Origin of the sequence: Pseudoclavibacter sp. Z016, assembly GCF_002931215.1 — a bacterium.
In the GTDB taxonomy this organism is placed as follows: domain Bacteria; phylum Actinomycetota; class Actinomycetes; order Actinomycetales; family Microbacteriaceae; genus Pseudoclavibacter.
This window is the reverse complement of sequence record NZ_PSTU01000003.1, coordinates 274,339-294,612: the sequence shown is the minus strand read 5'-3', so window position 1 is coordinate 294,612 and position 20,274 is coordinate 274,339. Positions and strand designations below refer to the sequence as shown.

19 protein-coding genes are annotated in these 20,274 nt (G+C 69.6%); 8 read left to right on the top strand and 11 right to left on the bottom strand.

Going from position 1 to position 20,274, the window contains the following annotated elements:
* Positions 1-4: 4 nt before the first annotated feature.
* Entirely contained in the window at positions 5-913 is a 909-nt protein-coding gene (efeU, locus tag C5B99_RS02665) for an iron uptake transporter permease EfeU (RefSeq protein WP_104240218.1), read from the bottom strand.
* Positions 914-1,180: 267 nt separating this feature from the next.
* On the opposite strand from efeU, the gene C5B99_RS02660 reads away from it, so the two are divergent.
* The 3 genes from C5B99_RS02660 (at position 1,181) to recQ (ending at position 3,843) form a co-directional block, all read left to right on the top strand.
* Positions 1,181-1,483, top strand: coding sequence for a rhodanese-like domain-containing protein (locus C5B99_RS02660; protein WP_104240217.1), 303 nt, complete (start codon positions 1,181-1,183; stop codon positions 1,481-1,483).
* A gap of 157 nt (positions 1,484-1,640) precedes the next feature.
* The gene (locus tag C5B99_RS02655) at positions 1,641-1,868 is read left to right on the top strand and encodes a hypothetical protein (RefSeq protein ID WP_104240216.1); all 228 of its coding nucleotides are present in this window, start codon (positions 1,641-1,643) and stop codon (positions 1,866-1,868) included.
* Positions 1,869-1,929: 61 nt separating this feature from the next.
* Positions 1,930-3,843, top strand: a complete 1,914-nt coding sequence (gene recQ / locus C5B99_RS02650) for a DNA helicase RecQ (protein ID WP_104240254.1) — start codon at positions 1,930-1,932, stop codon at positions 3,841-3,843.
* 185 nt (positions 3,844-4,028) lie between these two features.
* On the opposite strand, the gene C5B99_RS02645 is transcribed toward recQ, so the two are convergent.
* Positions 4,029-4,529, bottom strand: a complete 501-nt coding sequence (locus tag C5B99_RS02645) for a heme-degrading domain-containing protein (RefSeq protein WP_104240215.1) — start codon at positions 4,527-4,529, stop codon at positions 4,029-4,031.
* Positions 4,530-4,689: 160 nt separating this feature from the next.
* Here C5B99_RS02645 and C5B99_RS02640 point away from each other — a divergent pair, with 160 nt between their 5' ends.
* The gene (locus tag C5B99_RS02640; protein WP_104240253.1) at positions 4,690-5,091 is read left to right on the top strand and encodes a YccF domain-containing protein; all 402 of its coding nucleotides are present in this window, start codon (positions 4,690-4,692) and stop codon (positions 5,089-5,091) included.
* A 95-nt stretch (positions 5,092-5,186) separates the two neighbouring features.
* Here C5B99_RS02640 and C5B99_RS02635 read toward each other — a convergent pair whose 3' ends face one another.
* The 5 genes from C5B99_RS02635 to C5B99_RS02615 all read right to left on the bottom strand — a co-directional run bounded on the left by C5B99_RS02635 (position 5,187) and on the right by C5B99_RS02615 (position 10,717).
* Positions 5,187-6,086, bottom strand: a complete 900-nt coding sequence (locus tag C5B99_RS02635; RefSeq protein ID WP_104240214.1) for an ATP-binding cassette domain-containing protein — start codon at positions 6,084-6,086, stop codon at positions 5,187-5,189.
* Positions 6,086-7,168: an ABC transporter permease gene (locus C5B99_RS02630; RefSeq protein WP_104240213.1), complete on the bottom strand. Its 1,083-nt coding sequence runs from the start codon at positions 7,166-7,168 to the stop codon at positions 6,086-6,088. Before C5B99_RS02630 ends, C5B99_RS02635 begins: the two co-directional genes overlap by 1 nt.
* Positions 7,169-7,235: 67 nt before the next feature.
* On the bottom strand, positions 7,236-8,213 hold the full coding sequence (locus C5B99_RS02625) for a substrate-binding domain-containing protein (RefSeq protein ID WP_104240252.1): 978 nt from the start codon (positions 8,211-8,213) through the stop codon (positions 7,236-7,238).
* A gap of 283 nt (positions 8,214-8,496) precedes the next feature.
* Positions 8,497-9,489 carry a Gfo/Idh/MocA family oxidoreductase gene (locus tag C5B99_RS02620; protein WP_104240212.1) on the bottom strand — a complete coding sequence of 331 codons (993 nt, stop codon included), beginning with the start codon at positions 9,487-9,489 and terminating at the stop codon, positions 8,497-8,499.
* Position 9,490: 1 nt separating this feature from the next.
* Entirely contained in the window at positions 9,491-10,717 is a 1,227-nt protein-coding gene (locus tag C5B99_RS02615; RefSeq protein WP_104240251.1) for a Gfo/Idh/MocA family protein, read from the bottom strand.
* 131 nt (positions 10,718-10,848) lie between these two features.
* On the opposite strand from C5B99_RS02615, the gene C5B99_RS02610 reads away from it, so the two are divergent.
* A complete protein-coding gene (locus C5B99_RS02610; protein ID WP_258063012.1) occupies positions 10,849-11,880 on the top strand; it encodes a LacI family DNA-binding transcriptional regulator in 1,032 nt (343 codons plus the stop codon).
* Between the two features lie 91 nt (positions 11,881-11,971).
* A complete protein-coding gene (locus C5B99_RS02605) occupies positions 11,972-12,502 on the top strand; it encodes a GNAT family N-acetyltransferase (protein ID WP_104240210.1) in 531 nt (176 codons plus the stop codon).
* Between the two features lie 249 nt (positions 12,503-12,751).
* Here C5B99_RS02605 and C5B99_RS02600 read toward each other — a convergent pair whose 3' ends face one another.
* Complete coding sequence (locus C5B99_RS02600; protein WP_258063011.1) at positions 12,752-14,368, bottom strand: aminotransferase class I/II-fold pyridoxal phosphate-dependent enzyme; 1,617 nt, start codon at positions 14,366-14,368, stop codon at positions 12,752-12,754.
* A gap of 75 nt (positions 14,369-14,443) precedes the next feature.
* Here C5B99_RS02600 and C5B99_RS02595 point away from each other — a divergent pair, with 75 nt between their 5' ends.
* Together C5B99_RS02595 and C5B99_RS02590 are read left to right on the top strand one after the other, a co-directional pair.
* Entirely contained in the window at positions 14,444-15,385 is a 942-nt protein-coding gene (locus C5B99_RS02595; protein ID WP_104240209.1) for a LysR family transcriptional regulator, read from the top strand.
* A gap of 96 nt (positions 15,386-15,481) precedes the next feature.
* Positions 15,482-16,315, top strand: a complete 834-nt coding sequence (locus C5B99_RS02590) for an aldo/keto reductase (protein WP_104240208.1) — start codon at positions 15,482-15,484, stop codon at positions 16,313-16,315.
* Positions 16,316-16,589: 274 nt separating this feature from the next.
* Here the strand turns inward: C5B99_RS02590 and C5B99_RS02585 are convergent, their stop codons facing one another.
* From C5B99_RS02585 to C5B99_RS02575, 3 genes are all read right to left on the bottom strand, one after another.
* A complete protein-coding gene (locus C5B99_RS02585; RefSeq protein WP_104240207.1) occupies positions 16,590-17,483 on the bottom strand; it encodes a neutral zinc metallopeptidase in 894 nt (297 codons plus the stop codon).
* 136 nt (positions 17,484-17,619) lie between these two features.
* Positions 17,620-19,044 carry an aldehyde dehydrogenase family protein gene (locus C5B99_RS02580; RefSeq protein ID WP_308471574.1) on the bottom strand — a complete coding sequence of 475 codons (1,425 nt, stop codon included), beginning with the start codon at positions 19,042-19,044 and terminating at the stop codon, positions 17,620-17,622.
* The gene (locus C5B99_RS02575; RefSeq protein ID WP_104240206.1) at positions 19,041-20,126 is read right to left on the bottom strand and encodes a homoserine dehydrogenase; all 1,086 of its coding nucleotides are present in this window, start codon (positions 20,124-20,126) and stop codon (positions 19,041-19,043) included. The genes C5B99_RS02580 and C5B99_RS02575 overlap by 4 nt, the downstream gene beginning before the upstream one ends.
* Between the last annotated feature and the right edge of the window lie 148 nt (positions 20,127-20,274).

Sequence of the window (20,274 nt, the reverse complement as noted above, 5' to 3'; positions counted from 1 at the left end):
GTGCTCAGCGTGCGGCGGTCGCCGCGGGCTGAGGTGATGTGGGGGTCGATTGGCGGCGGCCGGAGCGCGTGCGGATGACGAAGAGCGCGGCTGTCGGGATCAGGTAGGCGAAGTAGGCGAGGATCTCGGGCTTCGTCATCTCGGGCGTGAAGCCGATGGTGCCCTTGAGGAGCGCCCCGAGGAGCCCGTCCGGCGGGATGACCTCTGGGATTCGGAACGCCCACGCGTTCTCCCCGAACCAGGCCTGCACGGCGGCGGATGCGCCCTCCGGCGCCGCGATGAAGGGGCCGGGCAGGACGGCGGCTTCCTGCAGGTCGTGGATGGCGTAGGCGACGATGCCGGCGGCGAAGACGATGAGGATGGCGCCGGTCCACGTGAAGAACGTCGAGAGGTTGATGCGCACGACGCCGCGGAAGAGCCCCCAGGCGAGGCCGACCGCGAGGAGCAGGCCGACGATGGCGCCGAGGAAGCCGAGCACCCAGCCGTCGCCCGAGCGGGTGGTCGACCAGACGAAGAGCGCCGTCTCGAGCCCCTCGCGTGCGACGGAGACGAAGGCGACGGCGACGATGCCCCACCCGCTGCCCCCGAGGTGCCGGTCGACCTGCCCTTCCAGCTCGTGCTTGAGGGTCTTGGAGACTCGGAGCATCCAGAAGACCATCCAGGTGACCATGGCCACGGCGACGAGCGAGAGGCTGCCGCCGATGATCTCCTGCGCCTGGAAGGAGAGCCCGTAGGCGCCGAAGGTGAGGACGGCGCCGAGGATGAGCGACGCGACGACCGCGAAGGCGACGCCGAGCCAGATGCGGCGCACGATGTCGGGACGCTGGATGCGCCTTGCGTAGGCGATGAGGATGCCGACGACAAGCGCCGCTTCGAGGCCTTCGCGGAGTCCGATGAGCAGAGAGCCGAGCATGTTGGGTTCCTGGGCGTGAGGGGGTACGGGCTGGCGGGCGTGAGGGCCAGCCATAGCCCAGGCGTCCATGCGCGGTAGGCCAGGTAAGGCTTACCTTTCGCGAAGATACACCCGTCCTCGGCGAATTGCCAAGTCCCCGATACCGAGGATCGCGCACCCGCCACGATCGGGCTGGAACGGGGCGGAAGGTCCCACCGAGACGACTCAAGTACCGTGGGCAGCGGCCCGCGCCACCGTCGGGCATCAGCCAGTTCAGGAGGAGCATTCGTGCAGACCATCGACATCACCCAGCTCGCGGCGCTCGGCGAGCAGGCCACGGTCATCGACGTCCGCGAGCCGGACGAATTCTCGGCCGTGCGCATCCCCTGGGCCAGCAACGTGCCGCTCAGTGAACTTGTGGAGCGCGCAGACGAGGTGCCGGATGACGGCCCGGTCTACCTGATCTGCGCGGCTGGTGTGCGCAGCGAGCGAGCCACTGCCTACCTCGAGCAGCAGGACAAGCCGGTCGTCAACGTGCTCGGCGGCATGTCGGAGTGGGCGGGCGCCGGCCACACGGTCGAGCGCGGCTGACGCGAGCAGCCAGGAGCGCTCACCGCCGAGTACCGAACGGCGACGGGGAGTTCTCCCCGTCCTCTCGGGTGTGCCGCGCGACGATTCTCGCTAGCGTGGGGCCACCTCGACTGGGGCGCCAACGGCGCCCCAGATCCACCGGCGATGGGAGTGGAGCGTGAACAGTCCACGGCGTCCTGCGCGCACCCGCGACGCCCCGAACCGGCTGGCCTCGCAGCCGAACACCGAGGCGCAGCGGCAGGCCGAGCAGCAGCACCGGGCGGCGCAGGCAGATCCCTTCGGCCACACGCTGCCGCGGCGCCAGCCAGCCGTCCAACCGCCTCCGCTCTTCATCCCGGGCTTCCGGTACTACCCGCCCGCGGCCCGCATCCGCGCCGCGGGGTAGCACCGAGTCATCGCTCGCTGCTGAGCGCATGGAGCGATCGCGCCTGTGGATGACCGAGCGGATGTCCGAGGTCGCGCCTAGGGTTGCTTGCATGGTCGCAACGCACGAGACAGATGCCCCCGCTCCATCAGGGACCCTGCTCCAGCGCGCGCAGACGGTGCTCAGGGAGGTCTTCGGCTACGACGACTTCCGCGGCGACCAGGCGCAGATCATCGAGCGGCTGTGCGCCGGCGACGATGCCGTCGTGCTCATGCCGACCGGTGGCGGGAAGAGCCTCTGCTACCAGGTGCCCGCGCTGGTCCGCGAGGGCACCGGCGTCGTCATCTCGCCGCTCATCGCGCTCATGCACGACCAGGTCGGGGCACTCGAGCAGCTCGGCGTGCGGGCGGCCTTCCTCAACTCCACGCAGTCCATCGACGAGCGCCGCGACGTCGAGCGTCAGCTGCTGGCGGGCGAGCTCGACCTCATCTACCTGGCGCCGGAACGTCTGCCCGTCGCAGCCGACCTCCTCAGCCGAACGAACATCTCGCTGTTCGCCATCGACGAGGCGCACTGCGTCGCGCAGTGGGGTCACGACTTCCGACCCGACTACCTGAACCTGTCGATGATCGCCGAGCGGTGGCCCGGGGTTCCGCGCATCGCGCTGACGGCGACCGCGACGAGCGAGACGCGGCAGGAGATCGTCGAGCGGCTAGCGCTCGACGACGCGAAGGTGTTCGTCGCGAGCTTCGACCGCCCCAACATCCAGTACCGCGTCTCCCCCAAGCGGACCCCGAAGGCGCAGCTGCTGCGCCTCATCCAGGAGGAGCACGCGGGCGATGCGGGCGTCGTCTACTGCCTGAGTCGAAAGTCGGTCGAGAACATCTCGGAGTGGCTGCGTGGGCAGGGCGTGAATGCCCTCGGCTACCACGCCGGCATGCCCGCCGAGACGCGGGCGAGGCACCAGTCGAAGTTCCTGCGCGAGGACGGGGTCGTCATGGTCGCGACGATCGCGTTCGGCATGGGCATTGACAAGCCCGATGTGCGCTTCGTCGCCCACCTCGACCTGCCGAAGAGCATCGAGGGCTACTACCAGGAGACGGGTCGAGCCGGACGCGACGGGCTCCCCTCGACCGCGTGGCTCGCCTACGGGCTCCAGGACGTGGTGCAGCAGCGGCGCATGATCGCCGAAGGCGATGGCGACGCGCAGCGCAAGCGCGCGCAGAGCCAGCACCTCGACGCCATGCTCGCGCTCTGCGAGACGGTCACGTGTCGCCGCGTGCAGCTCCTCGCCTACTTCGGGCAGCTGAGCGAGCCGTGCGGCAACTGCGACACGTGCATCTCACCTCCCGACTCGTGGGACGGCACGATTCCCGCGCAGAAGCTGCTCTCGACGGTGCTGCGGCTCGACAGGGAGCGCAACGGCCAGGCGTTCGGCGCCGGCCAGCTCATCGACATCCTCACGGGGAAGACCACCGACAAGGTCACGCAGTGGAAGCACGACGAGCTCTCCACGTTCGGCATCGGCAAAGACCTGGGCGACACGGAATGGCGCGGGGTCGTGCGCCAGCTGCTCGCGGCGGGCGTGCTCGCGGTGCGCGGCGAGTACGGCGTGCTCGCGCTCACCAGCGAGGCCGCCCCGGTGCTGCGCGGCGAGCGTCAGCTCATGTTCCGCAAGGAGCCCCCGAAGGCGCCCGGCTCGAGCGGGCGACGCTCGCGCGGCGAGTACTCGGGCCGCTCCGGCGGCGGCAGCGCGGCGGCCGCGGCCCTCACCGAATCGCAGCGCGAGGTGTTCGAGCGGCTGCGTGCCTGGCGGGCGGAGACCGCGAAGGAGCAGGGCGTGCCGGCGTACATCGTGTTCACGGATGCGACGCTCGCGGCCATCGCCGAGGTGAAGCCGCGCCAGCACGCGCAGCTCGCGGCGATCTCAGGCGTCGGCGCGGCGAAGCTGGAGCGCTACGCCGACGACGTGCTCGACGCCATCGCGGATGAGTAGCGCCGCCGACCTCGAACCGTGATGGGTTTCAGTGACCGTGATGGGATAAAACCCATCACCGGTCACCGAAACCCAGCACGAGCGCCCCGAGAACCCATCGGCGTCGCCGGAAGCCAGCCTCCGCACACGTTGAGCGGGGGCGGGGGCACGGACTGCAGGTCAGTCAGCGTCCTGTTGCCTGGCGGCTAGGAGAGCACTCGGTGCACGCGCAGCGCTTCGACGACCAGCCCGTGGTCCTCGTGCATCTCGAGGCCGCTCACGCCGACGGCACCGGCGAGCGTTCCCCCGATGCGGATGGGGAAGGCGCCGCCGGCAGCGGCGTACTCGCGCGGGTCGAGCAGCGAGTCGGCGGCGAAGTCCTCGCCGTTCGCCTGATAGATGTACCGGACCGCGAGGGTCGAGTGGCCGAAGTGCTCGACGACCCGGAACTTGCGGGCGAGCCACGCGTCGTTGAGCGCCGCGGAGCCGGGGGTCGCCGCGTGGAACGCCCGCTGCCCGCCCAGGACGATCGAGACGGCGACGCTGTGCCCGCGCACGAGCGACTCGTGGCGCAGCCACGTGCCGACCTGCCAGGCATCCTCGAGCGTGAAGCTCGGGAAGTCGAGCTCCCGCTCTTCGGCGCGCAGGAGCTGGAGGATGTCGTCGACGGGCAGGGCGACGTATGGCGGAGTGGGGGCGGAGCTCATGGTTCACCTCGGTGTGCGGAATGAGTGGAGTGCTGGGGCACGCCTACGTGCCTGCAAGCGAGCATAACCCTCGAAGCCTCATTTGTCATGACATACGAACATGATCGATTTCACCCTCCGGTATGACGCGATACATCGCGAGTTCCGGCAGGCTGTTCGCATGCGCACTCTCCTTAACATCATCTGGCTCCTCCTCTCGGGGTTCTGGCTCTTCTGCGGCTACGTCCTCGCGGGCGTGCTGCTGTGCATCCCGATCATCACCATCCCGTGGGCGATCGCCTCGTTCCGCATCGGCCTCTACGCGCTCTGGCCCTTCGGACGCGACGTCGTCTCGCGAGCCGACGCCGGCGCGTTCTCGTTCATCGGCAACGTCGTCTGGTTCGTCCTCGCGGGCTGGTGGCTCGCGATCGGCCACATCGTCTCTGGCATCGCACTGTGCGTCACGATCATCGGCATCCCGATGGGCATCGCCGACTTCAAGATGATCCCGATCTCCCTCTCGCCCCTCGGCAAGGAAGTCGTCGACCGTGACAACGGCCCGTTCGGCAGCCCGCGGCGCTGACGGGTCTCCCCGAGCGCAAGGAACGGCCGGCACCCAACTGAGGGTGCCGGCCGTTCCGCGCGCTGCTCGCGGCGTCTCGCGGTGGATGCGCGCGCCTACTTCACGGGCACGTCCGGGATGTCGTCCTCCACTTCGCGGATGACGGCGATGTCCTGCGTGTATCCGCCGAGCTGTTCGAGCTCGTGGGCGAGCTCCTCGAGCTCGGCACCGCCGGCCATCTGCGCCGTGAGCTCGTCGAGGGTGATGTCGGCCTTGTCGTAGTAGCCGATCGACTTGCCGCGCTTGAGGAGCAGGAAGCTGTCGCCGACAGGGAACGCGTGGTGCGGGTTGTGGGTGATGAAGATCACGCCGAGCCCGCGGTCGCGGGCCGCGAGGATGTAGCGCAGCACGACGCCGGACTGCTTCACGCCGAGGGCGGCGGTCGGTTCGTCGAGGATAAGCGCCTTCGCGCCGAAGTACACGGCGCGGGCGATCGCGACGCACTGCCGCTCGCCGCCGGAGAGCTGGCCGATGGGCTGGTCGACGTCGCGAAGGTCGATGCCCATGTCGAGCAGCTCCTTCTTGGTGATGGCCTTCATCTGGTCGACGTCGAGGCTCTTGAAGGGGCCGAAGCCCTTCGTGAGCTCGGAGCCGAGGAAGAAGTTGCGCCAGATGGGCATGAGCGGCACGACCGCGAGGTCCTGGTAGACGGCCGCGATGCCCCGCTCGAGGGCCTCGCGCGGCGACTTGAGGTGCACCGACTCGCCCTCGATGAGGAACTCGCCGTCGGTGTGCTCGTGGCGTCCCGCGATGATCTTGATGAGCGTCGACTTGCCGGCACCGTTGTCGCCGAGCACGCACGTGACGCGACCCGGATCGACGTCCATGTCGACGTTCTGCAGGGCGAGGATGTTGCCGTACCGCTTGCCCGCATCCCGGAGCGAGATGAGGTGCGTGCCCTGCTCGACGCGGTCGGGTTGCCGCACGTCCGCTGCTGCTGTCTGGTTGGTTGTCATCACTTCTGCTCCGCTCGCTTCTTGACGACGAGGTTCACGATCGTTGCCATCAGCAGCATGAGGCCGAGGAAGAACTTGAACCAGTCCGGGTTCCACTGGGCGTAGACGATGCCCTTGTTGGCCATGCCGAAGATGAGGGCGCCGATCGCGCCGCCGATCGCCGAGCCGTAGCCGCCGGTGAGGAGGCAGCCGCCGATGACGGCCGCGATGATGTACAGGAACTCGTTGCCGATACCCTCGCCCGACTGGACCACGTTGAAGGCGAACAGGTTGTGCATGCCCAGGATCCAGGCGCAGAACCCGACGCCCATGAAGAGGCCGATCTTGGTCGCCGTGACGGGCACGCCGACCGCGCGGGCCGCGTTCTCGTCGCCGCCGACGGCGAAGATCCAGTTGCCGATCTTGGTGCGCATCAGGATGAACGTGGCGACGAGCACCAGCGCGATCCAGATGAAGACGGTGACGTTCACGTTGACGCCGAAGACGGGGATCTCGCTGGCAAAGATCGCCTTGGCCGATGCGAAGCCGTCCATGTCCGCGATGGCGGGGCTGGAGACACCGCCGCCGACGAGTCGAGTGATGCCGAGGTTGAGCCCCGTCAGCATGAGGAACGACGCGAGCGTCACGATGAACGACGGCAGCTTCGTCTTGATGAGCAGCCAGCCGTTGATGAAGCCGACGGCGAGGGCGAAGACGAGGCCCATGAGCACGCCCACCCACACGTTGGTGGCGAAGTACCAGCTGAAGAGGGATGCGGTGAGTGCCGAGGAGATGACGGCGACACCGGCGGAGAGGTCGAACTCGCCGCCGATCATGAGGAGGGAGACGCCGACCGCCATGATGCCGATCGTGGAGGCGCCGTAGAGGACGGTCGCGAGGGAGGTGACCTGGGTGAAGACGGGCGCCGCGATCGCGAAGAAGACGAACACGACGATTGCGCCGACGACGGCGCCCATCTCGGGCCGACCGAGGATGACCGACAGCGGCGAGCGTCTGCCGATACGCTCGTCGGCGCTCGAGGATACGGGGCCGGTGGCGGGTGTTCGGGGCGATGCTGAAGTTGGTGTTGCGGTGTGAACCATGACTGCACTTCCTTGTGAGAGGTCGGGATGGCCGCGGCTCGCAGCCATCCCGACCGTGGCTCGCTGGTTAGCGGATACCCTTCTTGGCCTCTTCGAGGACAACGGCCGCGTTGCTCTCGTCGATGATCGTCGGGCCGGTGAGCACGGGCTTGCCGCCACCGAGGGCGAACTCGCCGTTGTTCTGCAGCCAGAGCGAGTCGACTGCCATGTATCCCTGCAGGTAGGGCTGCTGATCGACGGTGAACACGACGTCGCCGTCGACGATCGCCTGCGCGAGGTCTGCGTTGAGGTCGAAGGACGCGACCTTGGCGCTGGAGCCGGTCTCGGCGACCGAATCGATCGCCGTGAGCGTGAACGGAGCGCCGAGTCCGATGACGACGTCGGTGTCCGGCGTCGACTGGAGCTTGGCGGAGATGGTCGACTTGACCTGCGTCATGTCCGTGCCGGTCACGTACAGGATCTCGGTGGCTGGCACCTTCTCCTTGATGCCGGCGCAGCGGGCTTCGAGGCCGACGTGGCCCTGCTCCTGGATGATGCAGAGGGGCTTCGTGTAGCCGAGCTCGGTGATCTTGTCGCCAGCGGCCTGGCCTGCAACCACTTCGTCCTGGCCAATGTAGGTGAAGGCACCGAATTCGAAGGCCTCCTTGCTTCCGCCGTTGAATGCGACCACGGGGATACCGGCGTCGACGGCGGCCTTGATGGAGTCTTCGAGTGCGTCCCCCTTGGCGATCGTGACGGCGATGCCGTCGACGCCCTGGTCGATCGCCTGTTGGATGAGCTGGGCCTGGTTCGGCGCCTGCGGGTCGGAGGAATAGAGCAGTTCGACGTTGTCCTTCGCCGCCGCGGTCTCGGCGCCCTTCCGAACGATGTCCCAGAAGGTGTCTCCCGGGGCGGCGTGCGTGATCATCGCGATCTTGATGGAGGGCGTGTCTGCGACGCCCGCGACCGCCGGGTCTTCGGCCGTTCCGGTGTCGCGTCCGCCTGCGGAGGAGCAGGCGGTGAGCGCGAAGACCGGCACCATTGCGAGCGCTGCCAGGCCGAACATGAGACGTTTCTTCTTCACGAAAACTCCTTTGAATGCCGTGATGACGCCAGTTGGACGCTCGACAGGACAGCCGCTGGGGGACGGCGTCTTGAGGAACCCACGTGTGCTCGCTCGGTCATCCTTGTCCGAGAGCGACGAGCACGTCACTGACTTGTCATGACAATAGCTCAACAGGTGTATTAAGCAAATACTTTTTTGTGACGCGTCCATCTCAGCTTCGTCACGACGCGAGAAGGTGGGCGATCGCGGAGCGACCGCCCACCCGGAGAGCAGAGGTGACCCCCTACTCCACCGGCTCCTCACGCCCACTCGCGAGCGACCGCGTCGCGGCCTCCGCGATCGCCTGGGCCCGCAGCGCATCCCGCAGCGACGGTGACGGCGCGTGACCACCCTCGAGCGCCGCGACGAACTCCGCGAGCGCGGCCGCGTACGTGGGCTGCACGCGCTCGAACCAGCCGGCGTGCATCCCCGACCCGACGACGACGCCCTTGCCGTACCTCGCGACCTGACCTGCGGGGTGCCGCTTCGCCTCGACGAGCCCCTCCGAGCCGAACACCTCGATGCGCTCGTCGTAGCCGTACCCCGAGCGACGGATGCTGTCGATCTGCACGAGCGCACCATTCGCGAGCCGCACGGTCGCGATCGACGTATCGACGTCGCCGTACTCGGCGACCCTCGGCTCCGCGAGCGCGCTGCCCGCCGCGTACACCGCGACGGCGTCGAGTCCCGTGATCCACGTCGCGAGGTCGAAGAAGTGCACCGTCTGGTCGCGCATCTGCCCGCCCGAGACCGCGATGTACTCGAGCGGCGGCATGGAGGGGCCGCGACTCGAGAGCTGCAGCAGCTCGACGGTACCGATCTCCCCAGCATCCACGGTGCGCTTCAGCTCGGCATAGTCGCGGTCGAAGCGTCGGTTGAAGTCGACCATGGCGGTGATGCCGGATTCCTCGACGTACTCGACCGTCTCGCGAGCGCGCTCCAGATCGAGATCGATGGGCTTCTCGCAGAGCGCCGCGACACCGGCATCGGCCGCGAGCCGCAAATGACCGGCATGCTTGTTCGTGGACGACGCGATGAGCACCGCGTCGACCTCTGACGCATCGAAGAGCTGCTCGAGCGAGGACGCCGCGGCGGCACCGTGCGAGGCAGCCAGCTTCTCGGCCCTGGCCCGGTCGACGTCGTAGACGAATCGGAAGTCGACGTCCGGGTTGGCCGCGAGACTCTGGGCGTGGACGGCGCCGATGAACCCGGCGCCGATGAGGGCGAAACGCTGCATGTCACTTCCCTCCGGCTTCCCGGAGCTCGGCGTCGGCCGCAGCCACCTCGGCGTCGCGGTCGGCGACGCTCGCGGGCACGGTCCACGCCCCATCCGCCGCGTGCGAGGCCGCGACGGCCTCCACGAACTGCACCCCGATGAGACCATCGATGCCCGTCGGGAACGACAGCTCGCGGACCGTCGAGCCTCGCGCGTCCCGGCGCGCCTCGAGCTCGTCGGCGAGGTCGCGGTAGAAGTTGCCGAACGCCTCGAGGAACCCCTCGGGGTGCCCGAGCCCGACCCTCGTGAGCCTCGCGGAGTCCTCGGAGAGCGACGCGAGGCCGTGCGTGAAGATCGTCGTCGTCCCCTCCAGATCCTGGAAGGTGAGGTGGTGCGGGTCCTCGTGCTGCCACTCGAGGCTGCCCTCGTCGCCGAACACCCGGATGCGCAGCCCGTGGTTGTGACCCGTCGCGGCCATGCTCGCCCAGAGACGGCCGGGGGTGTCGTCGACGAGCCTGAGCGCGACCGTCGCGTTGTCGAAGACCCTGCGTCCCGGCACGAGCGTGTGCAGCTGGGCGGAGACCTGCTCGGCCTCGAGGCCCGTGATGTAGCGGGCGAGGTGGTAGGCGTGCGTGCCGAGGTCCCCGACCACGCTCGGGAAGCCGGCGATGTCGGGGTCCGTGCGCCAGCTCGCCTGCTTGTGGCCGGTCAGCTCCAGCGGCGTCGCGGCCCACCCGGAGGCGTGCTCGACGTCAACGAAGGTGAGGCGCCCCAGGCGTCCGTCGCTGACCATTCGAGCGGCCTCGCGCACCATCGGGTAAGCCGAGTAGCAATGGGGGACGGCGAGGATCGCTCCGCTCGCGGCCGCCAGCTCGACGAGCTCGCGCGCGGTCGCGGAGTCCTGCGTGAGCGGCTTCTCGCACACGACGTGGATGCCGCGCTCGAGGAACGCCTTGGCCACCTCGAAGTGGGTGTCGTTCGGCGTCGCGACGATGACGACGTCGACACCGTCCGCCCTCGTCGCCTCGACCTCCGCCATCTCCTGGTAGCTCGCGTAGCTGCGTTCCGGAGCGACCCCGAGCGATGCGGCCACCTCGGCCGACTGTCCGCGGTCGCGGCCGAAGACCCCGGCGTCGAGGGCGTATCGGTCGTCCAGCCGCATCCCGAATCGATGCGTCTTGCCGATGTCGGCACCGATGCCGCCACCGACCATTCCTGCGCTCAGCCGGCGCGCGTTCTGTCTGCTCATGTCACCCTCGGTGCTCGTCTGCTTTGCCTTGCCACTCTTGGACAAATATGGATCGATGCAAATAGTTCCACACGATGCCGGGAAAGGCCATACGCTGGTGGCGACCAGATGCAGAGCACGGAGGCGACCTCGTGAGCGAGACCCCGAAGTCCCCCGCGGCACCAGTCACGATCCGTGACGTCGCCGAGCAGGCCGGCGTCTCCAAATCCCTCGTCTCGCTGGTCCTGCGCGACGCACCGCACGTGAGCGACGCGAGACGCCAGGCAGTGCTCGCTGCGATCGCCGAGCTCGGCTACCGGCCGAACGCGCACGCGCGAGGCCTCGCCCGCACCAAGACGAAGACCGTCGGACTCATCGTCAACGACCTCCGCAACCCCTGGTTCGTCGAACTCCTCGAAGGGGTCTCCGCCACGCTCCACGCCTCCGGCTACGCGACCCTCCTCGCCGACAGCCGCACCGACCAGCGCGTCGGGCGCAGCTCGCTGCAGACCCTCACGCAGCAGGGCGTCGACGGCATCGTCGTCATCGGCACCACCTCCGAGGCCGATGCCATCGCACGCATCGCCGACGACATCCCCACCGTGCTCGCCGGCACCCTCGACCCCGAGCTGCCCTCCGTCGACGTCGTCACCAACGACGACGAGGCGGGCGCCCACCAGGTGACCCGCCACCTCCTCGACCTCGGCCACACCCGCATCGCGTACCTGCAGGGCCCAGGTCGCATCAGCCGACTGCGCGAGCAGGGGTTCCTGCGCGCCATGACGGAAGCAGGCGTCGCCTCGAGCGCCGTCGTCGACGCAGGCGGCATGAGCGAGGAGAGCGCACATGCCGCAGCAGCCCGCCTCCTCAGCCGCTCGGCCGCCGAACGCGTCACCGCGATCTTCGCCTTCAACGACGCCTCGGCCATCGGCGTGCTCTCGGTCGCCGACACCCTCGGCCTCCGTGTCCCCGCCGACCTCTCCGTCGCGGGCTACGACAACTCCCCGCTCGCGAGGTTCCAGGTCGTCTCCCTCACGTCCGTCGACACCGGCAACTTCGCGATCGGCGTGCAGGCGGGCACGTTCCTGCTCGAACGGATGCAGCACCCCGTGCAGCTCCAGCGGGTGCAGCGGGTGGTCACGAGCCTCGCGGTGCGCGGGTCGACGGGCAGCGCCCCGGCCTGAGCCGCGGACGCGCGGGGGTGCAGGGGCGCCGGGCCAGGCACGCCCTGACTCGCGGAGGCGCGGGGGTGCGGCCCTGCGGGATACTGGCCGAGTGACCCCGATCATCCGCGATGCCACCGTCGACGACATCCCCGCGATCACCGCGATCTACAACGAGGACGTGCTGACGACGACCGTCAACTGGAACGCCGAGACGGTCGACGACGACGACCGTCGCTCCTGGTTCGCGGGGCGCACCTCAGCCGGCCTGCCCGTGCTCGTCGCCGTCGATGAATCGGATGCGGTGCTCGGCTACGCGAGCTACGGCGACTTCCGCACCTTCTCCGGCTACCGGCACACGGTCGAGCACTCCGTCTACGTGCGCGGCGAGGCCCGCGGGCGCGGACTCGGGAAGGCCCTCACGCTCGCGCTCATCGGCCGCGCCCGAGATGCGGGCAAGCACGTCATGGTGGCCGCCATCGACGCGGCGAACGTGACCTCGATCAGCCTGCACGAGCGTCTCGGCTTCGTGCACGCGGGCCGCCTCGACCAGGTCGGCACGAAGTTCGGCCGCTGGCTCGACGTGGTCTTCCTGCAGCTCATCCTCGACGACGGCACACCGGCCGACGCCGGACGCACCTGACCGCCGCCGTCGGAAAGGGCTCGGCGCCCGCGACCCCGCCCACGTGACCCCGCGACTGGCCGACTTCCGTGATGGAGGCCCGCAGACCAGCCCCCGAAGAGCCACCAGCCACCTGCCATCACGGAAATTGGCCACGGCCGCGCGAGGTGAGGCGAGGCAAGGCGACGTGCGCGAGGCGTCCGGCAGCGCCCCCGTCCGCGCGAAGCCGCGCGATCCTGCGCCGCGGCCGCACCGGGCCATGGCGCGGAGCTACTCGACGACGACGCGGAATGCGGAGACTGCCGAGTCCACGGCACCGCGCACGTGGCTCCCCGCCGCAGCCGAAGCGCGGAGGAAGTCGACGACCTCGAGCGTGATCTCCTCACCGGGGAGGACGTTCGGGATCCCTGGCGGGTAGGCGGCGAGCGAGTCGGCGGAGATGCGCCCGACCGCATCCGAGAACGACACCGTCTCGGCGTCAGCGAGGTATGCGGCGCGGGGGCGGATGCGCATGGCCCCTGGCCCCGGCATGGGCGGGATCGAGGGGGCCGAGTCGCCCGCCGCATCCGCAGCAAGCGAGTCGGCGGCGCCTGCCGCGATCTCGACGAGCGCGTCGAGCAGGACGCGTGTGTCCGGCGTCTTGCCGATGCCGATGACCGCGACGATGCAGCTGACGGTCGCCATCTCGACCATCACGCCGTATTCGCGGGCGAGCCGCAGCCGCACGGTGTGCCCGTCGAGGCCAGTCGCACGGATGTCGAGCGGGATGCGGAAGGGGTCGATCGCGACGGTCGACGGGAAGCCCCCGAACGCGTCGGAGGCCACAGGGAAGCGGCCGTCGGCACGGAACATCGCCCTGGCGGCGAGCACGGCAGCGTGCGACTCCTCGAGCAGGTCGCGGCGCTCGACGAGGTCACGACGGTCGAGGTCGAGCGATGCGAGCAGCAAGGAGCTCTCGCTCGTGGATGCGGTCATGCGGTGGGCGCGCTCGACGTGCGGCTCGAGGGCTCGCGCGATGGGCCCGTGCCCGAGGTGGACGAGCGCGCTCTGCGAGAGCGAGGACGTGAGCTTGTGGGTGCTCGTCACGACGAGGTCGGCACCGAGCCGAACCGGGGAGTCCGGAAGCTCGGGAAGGAAGCCGAAGTGGGCACCCCAGGCGGCGTCGACGATGAGCGCGGCGCCGGCCTCGTGTGCGACCTCGGCGATGCCGGCGACATCGGCGACCGCGCCGAAGTAGCTCGGGGACACGATGTAGATGGCCGCGACGTCACCGCCGCCGGATGCCTGCCGCTCGGCGAGCGCTTCGGCGACCGAGTCGGGGGTGACGCCGTGGGCGATGCCGTGCTCGAGGTCGACCTCCGGCAGCACGAAGCTCGGCGAGGAGCCGCCGAGGATGATGCCGTCGACGAAGCTCGAGTGGGCGCTGCGCTGCATGAGCACCCCCTCGCCAAGTCCCCTGGCCGCGAGCGCGGCCATGCGGTTGCCCATCGAGGAGCCGCCGGTCAGGAACCAGGTCCTGGACGCGCCCCAGGCGTCGGCGGCGAGCTGCTCGGCCTGCTCGCGGGGCGAGCCGTCACCGAGGTCGATGCCGTCGAGCAGGGGCGTCACGTCGAGTTCGAGGACGCGCTCGCCGAAGTACTCGGCCTGCCCGAGGCCGAGGCCGCTGGCGTCGGCGCCGTGCCCCGGGACCAGGAAGGCCGTCGAGTCGCGGGCAGCGTGCATCGCGAGCGCCGCCGCGTAGGGGGCGCCGGCCGTCTCGCGGCTCGCGCCGCTCGCCCCCATCTGGCTCTGTCCCTGCACGCCCAGACTTGCATTCGCCGCGGCTCCGCCGAAGGCGCCCGCTGCGTCGTCGAGGGCGAACGTGGGGAACTCAGGTGCGTGCGTCATCCCCCTATCGTGGCACCCCGGCATCCAAGAGAGAATGGCAGGTTGCCGGGGTCGCTTCAGCCCTAGACTGAAGCCATGTATGATCGCCGATCCGCGGACCTCCCCGACTTCCGCGGACTCGCGGCGTTCGACGCGGTGCTCGCGGCGGGCTCCGTCTCAGCCGCGGCGACGGCACTCGGATGGAGCCACCCGACCGTCGACCACCACCTGAAGCGCCTCGAGCAGCAGGCGGGCACGAAGCTCCTCGAGCGCGGCCCTCGGGGAAGCGTGCCGACCGCGGCCGGCACCGTGTTCGCACCTCGGGCGAGGCAGCTGCTCGAGGGCGGACGCCGGGCATTCGCCGAGCTCGACGCCTGGCTCGACGACGAGCGACGCCTCGTCCGCTTCGGCATCTTCCCCACGCTCGGCGCCCTGGTCGTGCCCGGCATCCTGAGCCGCGCCGAACGAGAGCAGCTCAGCCTCGAACTGACCCTCGACGAGTGCGAGCGCCTCGGCCGGCAGCTCGAGCAGGGGCGGCTCGACGCGGCGGTCCTGTTCCAGGCGTCGGACCTGCCGACGCCGTTGTCCCCCGAGATCACCACCACGCTCCTCTTCGCCGAGCCGCTCTTCCTCGCCGTGCCTCGCGAGCATCCGCTCGCGGCCGCCGAGCGCCGGCAGCCGGTCCGGGGATTCGGCGAGCTGCGCGACGACCGCTGGGCGTTCGGTGCCTCCGGTGGAGACACGCTCGACGAGGCGACCCGGGAACACTGCAGGAGGGCCGGGTTCGAAGCGAGCACGGGGATGCGCTCGGACGATTACCCCGCGATCCTCGGGATGATCGCCGCGGGGCAGCTCGTCGCCGTGGTCCCTGCCTCGGTGGCGAGCTGGCACGACGACGCGGTGGCATTCGTGCCCATCGATCCCGCGACGCTCACGCGTGAGGTGGTGCTCGCGACGCGCGAGGAGCCGCCGGCTGGCCTGCGCGCGGCCATCACGGAAGCGCTCGCGGACCTCCACTCCCCCACCTCCGCCACCTGATGGCGGCATCGACGCGGTGCCGCGCGTCACGGTCGGAAACCTCCCGAGCGCACACCCTAGGCTCGCTTTGTTCTGACAAATGACGGAAGGCGAACAGTGACCAGCAACGTTCCTGCACTCGGGCTCAACGACGGCACCACGATCCCCGCGATCGGCTTCGGCACCTACCCCCACGCGGGCGAGGACTCGGCAGGCCCCACTCGCGAGGCGCTTGCGCTCGGCTACCGGCTGCTCGACACCGCCATCAGCTACGACAACGAGGAAGCCGTCGGGCGCGGCATCCGCGCCTCCGAGGTGCCACGCTCCGAGATCGTCGTGACGAGCAAGATCCCCGGCCGCTTCCACGGCTACGACGAGACCCTCACGGGCTTCGACGAGTCGATCGCGCGCCTCGGGCTCGAGCAGCTCGACCTGCTCCTCATCCACTGGCCGCTGCCCCGCCTCGAGAAGTACGTCGACACCTGGCAGGCCCTGGTGCAGCTGCAGAAGGACGGCCGCGTGCGCTCCATCGGCGTCTCGAACTTCACACCGGAGCACCTCACGAGGATTGTCGAAGCGACCGGTGTCACACCCGCCGTCAACCAGATCGAGCTGCACCCGTTCTTCCCGCAGGCCGCGCTCCGCGCGTTCCACGCCGAGCACGGCATCGTGACGGAGGCGTGGAGCCCGCTCGGTCGCGGTGAGCTGCTCGAGCACCCGGTCGTCGCCGAGATCGCCGCCGCGCACGAGGTGTCGCCAGCGCAGGCGATTCTCCGCTGGCACGTCGAGCTCGGCTCGGTGCCGATCCCGAAGTCACGATCCACCGAGCGCCAGGCGAAGAACCTCGACATCTTCGGCTTCCAGCTCGACCAGGCCGAGGTGGATGCGCTCACAGCACTCGAGCGCGGACGCATCTGGGACCAGGACCCGGACACGCACGAGGAGTTCTAGGCGGGAGCTCTCGCGGAGAGCCCGCGGCGACACCTCTCGCCGGGAGCCCGAGTCGGGACCTCCCGGTGGAGCATCCTGCCGCCGCTGGCCAACTTCCGGGACGAGCCGTGGCCTCGGGCCGCGCCCGGCGCCAGCTGCGCGCGCTCGTCACGCAAGTTGGCCAGGTCGAGGAGTGCGCCGGACCGCCGGAGACAGGTGTGGCCCGGTGCGGCTCATCTCACGATGGGCGGCACCGGGCCACGATGCTGCGCGCCGGCGCGACGCGCGGCGGACGCTAGAGCTGGCTGCCGCTGACCGCGAAGGTGTCGCAGGCGCCGGTGCCCTGCTCGTAGCCCGTGACGAACCAGTTCACGCGCTGCTCGCTCGTGCCGTGCGTGAACGACTCCGGGTTCACCTGGCCCTGCTGGCCCTGGATGTGGTCGTCGCCGACGGCGGATGCTGCCGACAGGGCGACATCCACCTGCTCGCGTGTCGGCGGCTCGAGGAGCGTCACGCCGTCGGCAGTCTCGGTGGTCGCCGCGGCGCCCAGCCAGGAGCCGGCGAAGCAGTCGGCCTGCAGCTCGATGCGCACGCCGTCAGAGGTCGGCCCCGTGTCCGTACGGTTCGTGGTGTCGAAGACACCCATCTGGTGCTGGATGTGGTGGCCCCACTCGTGCGCGACGACGTACATCTCCGCGAGCGGGCCCTCCTTGGCACCCAGCTGCGAGGTGAGCAGCTGGAAGAACGACGTGTCGACGTACATCGACGAGTCGCCGGGGCAGTAGAACGGGCCGACCGCGTTGGACGCGGTGCCGCAGGCCGAGCTCGTCTGGCCTTCGTAGAGGATGAACCCGGGCCGCTCGTACGTGACGCCGACGGCCGCGCTCTCGGTCTCCCAGAAGTCGGCGAGCGAGTTCTGCACGCCGACCATGCGGCACTCGATCTGCGCGTTCGCGTCAGCGCCGGTCTGGCAGGCTTCGAGGCCGGTGCCCTCGACCTGCTCCTGCGACTGCTGGCCCGTGTCGACGCCGCTGACGAGCCCCGTCAGGTCGACTCCGAGGAACTGCGAGGCGAGGAACGCCACGATGAGCAGGCCGATCGAGCCGCCGCCGATCGCGGCGGTCTTGGCCCCCCGGCCGCGCTTCTGCACGCCGCTCGTGTCGAGCTTCGCGTTCTCGTTGAAAGTCATGCGCGCAATCTACTCCGCTGGGCGGCCGGTCGGGGCGCTGATCGGCGAGCGTTCCCAAACCGAGGCCGAGCGGTGAGCGGATGCACACGCCGACTGCATCCGCTCGCCCTCGTTCACGGCGCCCGTGTGATGCGGGTCACTCCAGGATGCCGACGACCTTGGTCTGCGTCATGTCCTCGTAGGCGAACCGGACGCCTTCGCGCCCCATGCTCCCGTACTTGGCACCACCGAACGGCATCGCGTCGAAGCGGTAGTCGGAGGAGTCGTTGACCATGACGGCTCCGGCGTCGAGTTCGCGAGTCGCTCGCATCGCCGTCGCGAGACTGCCCGTGAAGACCGCAGCGTGCAGCGCGTACTCGGGCTCGTTGGCGAGATCGACGGCCTCCTCGAAGGTGGAGAAGGCCTCGATGACGACGATCGGCGCGAAGGCCTCCTCCGCCCACACGCATTGCTCGCGAGGGACGTCGGTGAGGACGGTCGGCGGGAAGATGTGCCCTTCGGCGCGACCGCCGAGAAGCAGCTCGGCCCCCGCGCGAACGGCGGCCTCGACCGCTTCCTCCGCCGATCGGGCGGCGGCGGTGCTGATCATCGGGCCCACGTCGGTCGTCTCCTGCCTGGGGTCGCCGACGGTGAGCTCGGAGGCGGCGGCGACGAACGCCGTTCGGAAGCGCTCGACGATCGATTCGTGCACGATGATGCGCTGCGTGCCGATGCAGTTCTGCCCCGCTGCCCAGAACGATCCAGAGACGCAGCGCCCGACGGCGGCCTCGATGTCGGCGTCAGCGAAGACGAGCACGGGCGCGTTGCCTCCCAGCTCCATGGCGACCTTCTTGATGCCGGCGGAGGCGGCGATCGCCTCACCCGTCCGGAACCCTCCCGTGAAGGACACCATGCGGACCTCCCTGGCCGAGACGAGCGCCTGCGACAGGCGACGGTCGCCGTGCACGGTGGTGATCACCTCCGCTGGAAGGCCCGCTTCGACGAGGAGGTCGACGAGGAGCCTGGCGGTCAGCGGCGTGAGCTGCGACGGCTTGAGGATGACGGAATTCCCCCCGGCGATGGCGGGGCCGACCTTGTGCGCGACGAGGTTGAGCGCGTCGTTGTAGGGCGTGATGGCGACGATGATGCCGAGCGGCTCCCGTGTGAACCATCCCGTTCGGGTCTCCTCGCCTTCGTAGGCATCGAACGGGATCACCTCGCCCGCGTTGCTGCGGGCCTGGGCAGCCGAGAGCTTGAGGGTGTTCCGGCAGCGCGAGACCTCCTTGCGCGCCTGGCGAATGGTCTTCCCGGCCTCCGCGACGATGAGGTCGGCGACGGCTTCCGACCGGTCACGGAGGAGGTCGGCGGCGCGCTCGAGGACGCTCGCTCGCTCGTGCCGCGACAGGCACTTGGCGACGAGGCTGCCCGCCCGCGCTCGGGCCAGGATCTCGGGCAGGTCTTCTGCGAGGTGCTGCCTGACCCCGCCGACGACGGCTCCATCGGCGGGGCTCGTGACGACGAGCTCCTCCCCCCGGGCCGCGAGCGTGCGGTGCTCCCTCGAGAGCGACGACAGGGCGGTCACAGCGTCGCCCCGAACAGCCCGACGAGCTCATCTTCGGGGGCGACGCGCTGCGATGCCGCCCTGTCGATGGCGACGAGGTCGGAGATCAGCGCGTACGCCGTCTCCACTCGGCCTGCTCCTGGCCCGGCCACGGTGACCTGGCCGAGCAGGTCCGTCGTGAACGTCACGGCGTTGGTCGGGCCGGCGATGCCGGCGAGTGGATGCTCCGCGCCGAGCGCGACGGGCCGCACGCGCGCCTCCACCCCGCCCTCTGCGGTGCGCGTCGCCGAGCCGACGAGCTTCCACCTGAGACCCTGCGCCGCGGCTTCCACGATGTCCGCATCGGTGATGCCGGAGATCCCCTCCGTGACGACCTCGGTCGTCGGCACGTCGACACCGAGGACCTGCTGCGCGAGGATGGCGACCTTGAGCCGCACATCCGACCCTTCGATGTCCGCGGTCGGGTCGGCTTCCGCGTACCCGAGCTGCTGCGCTTCAGCGATCGCGGCTTCGAGCGATACGCCCGCCTCGCGGCGTCCGAGGACGTAGTTGCTCGTGCCGTTGAGGATGCCCTCGACGGAGGTCACGGTGAGCGCAGGGAGCATCTGCTGCGCGAACCGGAGGATCGGGGTTCCGCTGAGCACGGAGCCCTCGAACTCGAACGCCAGCCCTCGCGTCGCCGCGAGCGCACTGAGCGACGCGGCGTGGAGGGCCACCGGCCCCTTGTTCGTCGTCGTGACGTGCTTGCCGGATTCCAGTGCCCACCTGACGTGGGAGGCCGCAGGCTCTCCGTCGCTCGGGTTCGTGAACGTGGCCTCGACGACGATGTCCGCCGTGCATCCCTGGATGACCTCTCGGTTGTTCGGTTCTGCCGATCCGCCTGGCAGTCCCCCGAAATCGGCGCCGCGGGGCAGCGCGAGGACATGTTCGAGGTCGATTCCGCTCGACTGCACCAGCGATCCGAAGGCGAGGTCGGTGATGGCGACGACTCTGAGGGTGAAGCCGAGCTGGGCGGTCAGGCGTGCAGCGTCGTTGCTGATGATCTCTGCGAGGGCTCGGCTGACGCCGCCGAACCCGATGAGGGCCAGATCGTAATTTCTCACGGTGTCTCCTTGTGTGTTCTAGGTGCCCTCAGCCTGGGTTGCAGTGGCGGCAGCGCGATGCTGTCTTTTCGCTGCTCGTGGCTGCCGTTCTGCTCGCCTCGCTGCCCATGTGCCTGACGCGGCTTCGGATGCTTGCGTCGGGGCAGTT